Annotated in this window: 9 protein-coding genes; 4 read left to right on the plus strand and 5 right to left on the minus strand. The window is 67.2% G+C overall.

Translation table 11 applies throughout. The features are described 5' to 3' along the window. Nucleotides 1-860 (minus strand): class I SAM-dependent methyltransferase (locus Q1V87_RS12890; RefSeq protein WP_300593603.1); only part of this gene is annotated, 860 nt, incomplete at its 3' end. A gap of 105 nt (nt 861-965) precedes the next feature. On the opposite strand from Q1V87_RS12890, the gene Q1V87_RS12895 reads away from it, so the two are divergent. The 4 genes from Q1V87_RS12895 to trxA all read left to right on the plus strand — a co-directional run bounded on the left by Q1V87_RS12895 (nt 966) and on the right by trxA (nt 6,237). Then, the gene (locus Q1V87_RS12895; protein WP_300593581.1) at nt 966-3,152 is read left to right on the plus strand and encodes a DUF6049 family protein; all 2,187 of its coding nucleotides are present in this window, start codon (nt 966-968) and stop codon (nt 3,150-3,152) included. Then, entirely contained in the window at nt 3,149-4,747 is a 1,599-nt protein-coding gene (gene murJ, locus Q1V87_RS12900; protein ID WP_300593584.1) for a murein biosynthesis integral membrane protein MurJ, read from the plus strand. Before Q1V87_RS12895 ends, murJ begins: the two co-directional genes overlap by 4 nt. A 106-nt stretch (nt 4,748-4,853) precedes the next feature. Further along, nucleotides 4,854-5,837 (plus strand): thioredoxin-disulfide reductase, encoded by a 984-nt coding sequence (trxB, locus tag Q1V87_RS12905; protein ID WP_300593587.1) that lies wholly within the window; start codon nt 4,854-4,856, stop codon nt 5,835-5,837. Nucleotides 5,838-5,913: 76 nt separating this feature from the next. Then, a complete protein-coding gene (trxA, locus tag Q1V87_RS12910; protein ID WP_292712659.1) occupies nt 5,914-6,237 on the plus strand; it encodes a thioredoxin in 324 nt (107 codons plus the stop codon). An 85-nt stretch (nt 6,238-6,322) separates the two neighbouring features. Here trxA and Q1V87_RS12915 read toward each other — a convergent pair whose 3' ends face one another. The 4 genes from Q1V87_RS12915 to Q1V87_RS12930 all read right to left on the minus strand — a co-directional run. Then, nucleotides 6,323-6,661, minus strand: coding sequence for a tryptophan synthase subunit alpha (locus tag Q1V87_RS12915; RefSeq protein ID WP_300593591.1), 339 nt, complete (start codon nt 6,659-6,661; stop codon nt 6,323-6,325). 48 nt (nt 6,662-6,709) lie between these two features. Continuing rightward, entirely contained in the window at nt 6,710-7,639 is a 930-nt protein-coding gene (locus Q1V87_RS12920) for a ParB/RepB/Spo0J family partition protein (RefSeq protein WP_300593594.1), read from the minus strand. Further along, nucleotides 7,639-8,610 (minus strand): AAA family ATPase, encoded by a 972-nt coding sequence (locus Q1V87_RS12925; RefSeq protein WP_300593597.1) that lies wholly within the window; start codon nt 8,608-8,610, stop codon nt 7,639-7,641. Before Q1V87_RS12925 ends, Q1V87_RS12920 begins: the two co-directional genes overlap by 1 nt. Nucleotides 8,611-8,740: 130 nt before the next feature. Further along, nucleotides 8,741-9,056, minus strand: a 316-nt coding sequence (locus Q1V87_RS12930; protein WP_300593600.1) for an RsmG family class I SAM-dependent methyltransferase, incomplete at its 5' end; no start/stop codon positions are given.

Here is a 9,056-nt window from a genome sequence, read left to right on the forward strand (position 1 = left end):
CCCAGGAACTGCGCGATGCCGCCGTCGGCGAGCACGCCGGCCACTCCGGTGACGACCTGCCGCACGAGATCGTCCCCGACCGCACCACCGTCGCGGTATTCGTAGGCGGGAACCGAGATACCTCCGGCGGTCGCACCGCGGGGCGTGATGACGAACGGCGGATTGGAGACCACACGGTCGAACCGTTCACCGGCGACCGGCTCAAAGAGACTGCCGTGGCGCACCTCGAGGCCGTCGACGCCGTTGAGCGCGGCAGTGAGGCTGGCGAATCCCAGCGCGCGGGTCGAGATGTCGGTGGCGACGACCTCGTCGGCGTAGAGGCGGGCACGAAGGGCCTGGATGCCGCATCCGGTGCCGAGGTCAAGCACGCGCCCCGTCGGCGCAGGCAGCTGCAGGCCCGCCAGGGTCAGCGACGCTCCACCGACTCCGAGCACATGGTCGGTCGGCAACGCGCCCTCGAGGGCCGCTTCGTCGAGGTCGCTCGCGATCCACCACTCGCCGGCACCGGCATCCGCCTCGCCGCTCCACTCCTGCGGTCTGATGAGGGCGATCGGCCTGGCAGTGTCACCGTCGATCGCGGCGAGGCCGAGCAAGACGAGTCCTGCCACGCCGGTGCGCGGGAGCGCGGCATCGACGGCGGTCACCGGCTGCGGCATCCCGAGTCCAAGCATGCGCGCGAGCGTCGCAAGAGCGTCGTCGCGTCCCGCGAGCGCACGGATCGCTGGTCCGCGCAGCCCACGCCCGATCGCGGCATCACCGACAGGTCCCCAGGCGTTGCGCAGGGCCTCAGCGGTGAATCCGGCCGCGGTGAGGTCAGAGGCCAGGGCGGCGCAGATTGTGGGGTCGGGATGAAGGGGCATCGTCACGGATCCATTCAAGCGCGGACGGCCTGCGGGATGCTCCGAGCCGCGGACCGTAGAATTCCGGCGGGATCCGCACGAACAGCGGTCGTCCCGCGACACGACATGACCGCGCCCACCCCGCTCCCCGCATCCGTGCCCCCCGGCCACCCTGTGCCGCGCCGCCGCACCGGTCTGAGACGACTCGTCCGGCGCCTGTCGACAACGGTCGTGATCGGGGTTCTTCTCGCAGCCGGTGGGCTCACGACGGATGCCGCGCCGGCCGCTGCGGCAGCAACGCCGGCCCCGACCGCAACAGCCGTTGATCCGCAGCTCGTGGCCGCTTCACTCGGCGGCGGTGTCGTCTCACCCGGCGACTCGCTGGCCATCTCTCTCGGTCTCACGGCAGGTTCGGCGCCGCTGCCCGCCACCCAGGCGACGGTCGCGATTGGCACGGAACCCCTGTCCACACGGGCAGAGGTCGGCAACTGGCTCACCTCCCCCCGTAGCGAGCGCGCGCCGACGATCGTCGGCACCGCCTCGCTCGACCCTGCCGCGGCCGGCGAGCGAGCAAGCGCCATCGTGCGCGTCCTGGCAAGCGACCCAGTGCTCACCGACCGAGCCCCGGGCGTGTATCCCGTGCTCGCGAGCGTCACGGTTGCGGGGCGGACCCTGCAGTCGGCGTCAGTGTTCGTCGTCCCCACCGGGGCCGCCGCGGATGTCGCGGTCATCGTGCCGATCACGGCCCCGCCGACGGGACGAGGTCTGCTCAGCGCCGAGGTACTGGCGTCACTGACGGCTGAGGACGGCGCACTGACGGCAGCACTCACCGGGGTGCAGGGCACTGACGCCATCATCGCGATCGACCCCGCCATCGTTGCTGCGATCCGGGTGCTCGGCACTACCGCCCCGGCGACCGCACGCGATTGGCTCGCACGTTTCGAGGCGCTGCCCAACGATCGGTTCGCACTGCAGTTCGGCGACGCCGACCCCTCCGCCCAGGTCGCCGCCGGGGTGGTGCCGCCGCTGGCGCCGACCTCGCTCGCCGCATACATCGACCCCGCCGGCCTCTCGGGCAACGACCCCGAGCCGACACCCACCGGCTCTACGGCTCCGTCCGAATCCGACACGGATGACGAGTCCCGGCTCCCCACGCTCGACGAGCTGCTGGACGTCGGCGCAACGACTGACATCTGGTGGCCCGACGCGGTAACTGCCGATGTCGTCGCGGCGCTCGGCACCGGTGGCGCGCTGACGCTCACCGACACGACAGCCGTCGCGACCTCCTCGCCCGCGGCGCATGCCCGCGCAGGCGATGCCGGACTACTCGTCGCCGACGCCGACGTGAGCGCTGCACTGTCAGCGGCCGCCGCCAGCCCCGATGCCCTGGACCGCGCGGCATCCCTCGCCGAGGCATCCGCCCTCGAGACTCTCCCGCTGACCGGAACGACGACGGTCGTTGCGCTCCAGCGCGACCCGACCCGCACTGCCGTCGCCCTGCGTGCGGCCATTGACGGCGCTCGGACCTTGCCGGGTGCCCAGCCGCGCGGACTCAGCGCCCTTATCGGCAGCGAACCGAGCGAGGTTTCCATCGCCGACGAGCCTCTCGCGACAGCCCGGGTCGAGGCCGTGCCGGCGCTGCTGTCCGGCGAGCAGCGCATCGAGTCTTTCGCGAGTGTCATCGCCGAGCCATCGCTGCTGACAGGGGGCGAACGCGCGGAGATCCTGCAGCTCCTGAGCCTCGGCTGGGCCGGGCAGGATGACGCGTGGGAGGAAGCCCTCGATACCCACGCCGCTGCAACCCAGGCGACCCTGTCGTCGGTTGCGATCCTGCCGCCGAGCCCGATTCAGCTGGTCGCCGCCGACGCCGAGATCCCCGTGGGCATCAAGAATGACCTGCCCTATCCCGTCACCGTCACCCTGCACGCCCACAGCGACGACCTGCGGCTGGAGGTCACGGAGAGCATCGATGTCGAGATCGGTCCGCAGCAGAGCACGCGGGCCTCGCTCCCGGTGAAGGCGCGGGTTGGCAGCGGAACCGTCGAAGTTGATCTGTCGCTGACAAGCCCGACCGGCGTGCCCATCGGAGACGACCAGTCACTGGAAGTCAACGTGCGCGCCGACTGGGAGACGATCGGTCTGGTCATCCTGTCGGTTCTAGCGGCTGCGTTCCTCGCTATCGGCGCGGTCCGAACGGTCCGTCGCATCCGTCGCCGCCCTGAAGCAGAGGGCCCTAAAGCAGAGGGCCCCGAAACAGACGATGCTCAGGCTGCGACGGATGCCGACAGCACCGCAGCGGAGGAGCAGTCGTGAGTTCCATTGGGCGTGCGAGCACCCTCATCGCCGCCGGTACGCTCGTGTCGCGGCTCACCGGGTTTCTTCGCTCGGTCGTGTTGGTCGCAGCCGTCGGCTCCGTGGGCAGCCGCGCAGCCGACGCCTTCACAATCGCGAACCAGCTGCCCAACAACCTCTACGCGATCATCTCGACGGGCCTGCTGACAGCGGTCGTCGTGCCACAGATCGTGCAGGCCGCCGCGCATGCCGACGGCGGTCGCGCGTTCATCTCGAAGCTGTTCACTCTCGGCACCGTCGCGCTCGTTGCGACCACTGCCATCGGCACGATCGCAGCTCCCCTGCTCGTGCAGCTGTACGCGTCACAGTTCACGCCCGACCAGTTGGCTCTCGCTACCGCGTTCGCCTACTGGTGCATCCCGCAGCTGCTGTTCTACGGGCTCTACGCCCTCCTCGGCGAGATTCTCAATGCCCGGCGCGTCTACGGCCCGTTCACGTGGGCGCCGATCGCCAACAATGTCATCTCGATCGCGGGCTTCGGTGTCTTCATCGTGATCTTCGGAGGCCCGGTCACGGAGGTCGCCGACTGGACACCGACGATGATCGCGCTGCTCGCAGGCACCGCCACCCTCGGCATCGTCGTGCAGGCGGCCGTGCTCATGGTCTTTTGGGTGCGGGCCGGATTGCACCTGCGCCCCGACTTCGCGTGGCGAGGCGTGGGCCTTCGCAACATCGGACGCCTCGCAGGCTGGACCTTCCTCATGGTCGTGGTCGGTCAGGTCGCGGGGATCGTGCAGAGCCAGATCATGTCGGTCGTGTCGGGTGACGCTCCGGCCGCCACCGTCGCCGCCAACGCGTGGCTGCTGTACATGCTGCCCTTCTCGGTGTTCGTCCTGTCGATCGGTACCCCCTACTTCACGCAGCTGAGCGAGCACGCAGCCGCCGGCCGAGACGAAGAGGTCCGCGCCGACATCGCGCGCAGCATCCGTCTTCTCGGCCTGTTCATGGTGATCTCCACCGCGGTCCTCGCCGCCGCCGCAGTACCGGCCTCCCGAATCTTCACCACCACAGCGGACTACGCAGTGGATGCGTCGTGGGTGCTGCTCGCTTTCCTCGTCGGGCTCATCCCCCAGACCGTGCTGTTCATCATCGGGCGCGTCTTCTACGCCTACAACGACACCCGAACCCCGTTCTTCTTCACCCTCGTGCAGGCGAGCATCGTCATCATCACGGCGGTGCTCGCACTGAACCTGCCGACAGCGTTCGTCACCGCCGGCATCGCCCTCGGCCAGTCCATCGCGGTGTGCGTCCAGCTGGCCCTGGCCACCTGGTTCCTCCGTCGCCGCCTCTCCCGCATCGGAATCAGACGATGGATGCCGTCCCTTGCGCTCTTTGCCGCGGCTGCCGTGCCAGCCGGACTGGTCGGCTGGGGTGTGTACCTTCTGTCCGGCGCTGAAACCAGCTGGATGCTCCAGAATCAGTTCACCGGCGCACTCGGCTCGGCTCTGATCGGCGTCGTCGCCCTGGCGGTCTATATCGGCATCCTCGCTTTGCTGCGCGTTCCCGAGCTCACCGCGGCATGGCAGACCATCCGGCGGATCATCTCTCGACGGTGAACGTCTCTCCTCCGAACGGTGAACGACACTCCAGGCCACCGGACCCGGGGAATGCCGCGCGGATAGCATGTGTTGAAGCATCCGGAACCGCAACGAAGGGTCGCTCATGCGCAACGTCATCATCATCGGGTCCGGCCCTGCCGGATACACCGCAGCAATCTATGCGGCCCGTGGTGGGCACCAGCCGCTCGTCATCGCAAGCTCGGTCGAAGCCGGCGGTGAACTCATGAACACCACCGAGGTCGAGAACTTCCCCGGCTTCCCCGAAGGCATCATGGGTCCAGACCTCATGGCAAAAATGCAGGTCCAGGCAGAAAAATTCGGCTCTGAGATCGTCTACGACGACGTCGTTTCCGCGTCACTCGACGGCCCGGTCAAGTCCGTGACCCTCGGGTCGGGAGCGGTGCACGAAGCTCACGCCGTGATCTTCGCAACAGGCTCCGCGCCTCGCAAGCTCGGCATCGAGGGTGAGAAGACCTTCTCGGGCCGCGGAGTCTCGTACTGCGCGACCTGCGACGGGTTCTTCTTCCGCGAGCGCGTGATCGCGGTGGTCGGCGGTGGCGACTCCGCCATGGAGGAGGCGACGTTCCTCACCAAATTCGCCTCGAAGGTGTACATCATTCACCGCCGCGATGAGCTGCGCGCATCGAAGATCATGCAGGATCGCGCGTTCGCGAACGAGAAGATCGAGTTCATCCTGAACAGCGAGATCATCGACATCAGTGGTGGCGACCAGGTGACCGGTGCGACGCTGCGCGACACCACCACCGGCGAGACCTCCGAGCTCGCGCTCGACGGAATCTTCGTCGCGATCGGCCACGACCCGCGCACGCACCTCGTGCATGGCGTGCTCGACCTCACCGAGGATGGCACGATCCAGCTCGAAGGCCGCTCCTCGCGCACGTCACTTCCCGGCGTCTTCGCCGCCGGTGACGTGATCGACCCGACTTACCGACAGGCAGTCACCGCCGCCGGATCGGGCGCGGTTGCTGCCCTGGACGTTGAGCACTACCTCGCCGCCCTGCTCGAGGACGCCACCGACCCGCTGCCTGACGAGCCTGTCGACGTCCCCAGCGAGGCCTTGGCCTGAGCGCCGGGGTTTGCCCAGGAACAATCGCGCCCACTGACGCGTTTTCACAACCGAAAGCTTTGACGAAGGAGAACACATGACTGCCGCTGCAACCACCTCGGCGACGTGGGACCAAGATGTCCTGCAGGCCGACGGCCCCGTTCTTGTCGACTTCTGGGCAGCGTGGTGCGGCCCGTGTCGCATGGTCGCCCCGGTGCTGGATGAGATCCAGGCCGAGCACCCCGACAAGATCACCATTCTCAAGCTCAACGTCGATGAGAACCCCGATCTCGCGATGAAGTATCAGATCACCTCGATCCCGGCCATGAAGGTTTTCCAGGGCGGCGAGGTCAAGACGACCATCATCGGCGCCAAGCCGAAGTACGCCCTCGAGCAGGATCTGGCCGAGTTCATCGGCTGATCTTCGCCACCACACGGATGCCGCGGTTCCTCGGAACTGCGGCATCCGTCTTTCTGCGCTCAGCGCGACAGCTGACACGTACGAGTCAGGGGACGTCGGGGAGCAGCGCGTCCCAGGTGCGGTGGCGCGAGGAGCCGAGGAGCCGCCACACAGCTCGGGTGAGTGGCGGATAGTCGAGCGCTATCTGCCGGAGCACGCGGTAATGCCGGATGCCGGTGGAGGGCAACCCGGTCGTGAGGATGTTCTCGGCGCGAAGCATCAACACGACGAGCTCATCCACCGTGGGGAGATCCTCCATGAACTCCCACGGATCCTCGCCCGCTCGCAGCCTTTCCTCGACCAGAACCGACAGTTCATCGGCCGCTTCGGCGCGCAACAGCTCAAGACTCGCCCGACGAGTCGGGGCCGAATTCTCGCGCGTCATGACTCCAGCGTACGTCGCCGTGAGCCCGGGTTGCCCAGCTGTGGATGATCAGGACCCGAAGCCGTCGACACCGAGCTCCGCGAGAATGCGATTGAGATCCTGAATGCTAGCGAAATCAATGCTGATCTGCCCTTTTTTGGCAGCGAGGGTGATCTTCACGCGAGTGTCTAGGCGATCACCGAGCCGCTCGGCGAGCTCGTCGAGGTGACCGCGACGGCTACCAGCCTGCGGCTTGGCCGGCTTGCGCCCGGCGGATGCTGCACCCTTTGCTGCAGCTTCCGCCTCACGCACGGAAAGGTCCTCGTTCACGATCTTGTCGGCGAGCCGAGCCATGGCCGCTTCGCCCTCAACCGACAGAATCGCGCGGGCGTGGCCGGCGCTGATGACCCCAGCTGCGACTCGCTGCTGCACCGGGATCGGCAGCTTCAGCAGGCGGATCGTGTTGCTGATCTGGGGCCTAGACCGCCCGATGCGGCCCGCAAGCTCCTCCTGCGTGATGCCGAAGTCCTCGAGCAGCTGCTGGTACGCCGACGCCTCTTCGAGCGGATTGAGCTGCGAGCGGTGCAGGTTCTCGAGCAGAGCGTCTCGCAGCAAGTTCTCGTCTGCCGTATCGCGGACGATTGCCGGGATCGAGTCGAGACCCGCTTCCCGAGAGGCCCGGGTGCGGCGCTCGCCCATGATGAGCTCATAGGTGCCATCGCCACGATCGCGGACCACGACGGGCTGGAGCACCCCGAACTCGCGCACGCTGTGGACGAGTTCCGCGAGCTCGTCCGGGTCGAAGTTGGTGCGAGGCTGCCGAGGATTCGGAACGATCGTGTTCGGATCGACGTGGATCAGCCGGGCTCCCGGCACCGTGACGAGATCCTCGGCGGGCGCCGCCTCGGGGAAGAACACGTCGACGGGGCGGCTCTCGCCCTGATCGGTGGTGGGAATGAGTGCGCCGATTCCCCGCCCAAGCCCTGTTCTCTTGGCCATCACGCGTCCCTCTCTTCAGTGCCACGATCGCGCGGAGATATCCCAGCGGCTTCCGCGGTCGCGACATCCGGGTGCTGATCACGCCGGACGATTTCCACGGCAGCCTCGCGATACGCCACCGCTCCGACGGACTGCCCATCGTAGGCGATCACAGTCTGCCCGAAGCTCGGCGCCTCGGAGATGCGAACCGACCTCGGGATGACCGTGGTGAGCACCTGATCAGCGAAGTGCGCACGAACCTCATCAGCCACCTGCTGCGAGAGACGGGTGCGGCCGTCGTACATCGTGAGGAGAATCGTCGAGAGCTCCAGCGTGGGGTTCAGGTGCTTCTGGATCATGGATACCGTTCCCATCAGCTGGCTGAGCCCCTCGAGCGCGTAGTACTCGCACTGGATAGGAATGAGGACCTCGTCGGCGGCGGTGAACGCGTTGATGGTGAGCAGGCCGAGGGAGGGTGGGCAGTCGATCAGCACGATGTCGATGTCCGCGCCCGTCGTGGACAGATACTTCTCCAGTGCTGTCCGCAACCGCCGCTCGCGAGCCACGAGAGAAACGAGTTCGATCTCAGCTCCCGCGAGGTGAATCGTGCTCGGAGCACAGAAGAGCCTGGGGGACTCAGGGCTCTGCTGGACGACCTCTGACAGTGGTCGCTCCTCGACGAGAACGTCGTAGACGCTCGGTGTCTCCGCATTGTGCGGGATGCTGAGCGCAGTGGACGCGTTGCCCTGCGGGTCGAGGTCGACGACCAGCACCGTGGCACCCATGTGCGCGAATGCAGCTGCGAGGTTGACGGTCGACGTGGTCTTGCCGACCCCACCCTTCTGATTCGACACCGTGAAGATCCGTCGCCGACCCGAGTACTCCAGCGGGATAGCGTCAAGGGCTCGGCGGCGTGCCGTGAGGTCTGCGAGTTCGCGCGCCAAGGGGGTGTCGTAGAACGAGTCCGTCGCGGGATCCTCGTCGTGTTTCACGTGAAACGCTCCGATCGGGTCAAGGGCTTCTCTACTCTATGTGCGGGTACCGAATCGACCCCGGGTCGGTCGTGGCGGCTCACCGTTTCACGTGAAACATCCGCTTCGCAGTCGTCATTGCTTCGCACACTCAGTCACCCACCGTGGCGTGCACGACGCGAGTCGTCTCATCGAGAACGCCTTCACCAAGGGTCAGCACCCCGACGTCGGTAAGCCCGAATCGGCGGATCTGCTTTTGCGCGGCGTCAATCTCCGCCTCGGCGCCACGTCCTTTGAACAGGATGAGCTTGCCCCCAGGACGCACGAGTGGAGCTGTCATCGGGATCAGTGTGCGAAGCGCGCTCACAGCACGCGCCGTAACGACGTCCACGGGCTCCGCGGGAGCCCACTCTTCGGCGCGTGCTCGAACGACCGCGACGTTGTCGAGCCCCAGCGCATGAGCCTGC

Origin of the sequence: Microbacterium sp. (assembly GCF_030149085.1) — a bacterium.
In the GTDB taxonomy this organism is placed as follows: domain Bacteria; phylum Actinomycetota; class Actinomycetes; order Actinomycetales; family Microbacteriaceae; genus Microbacterium.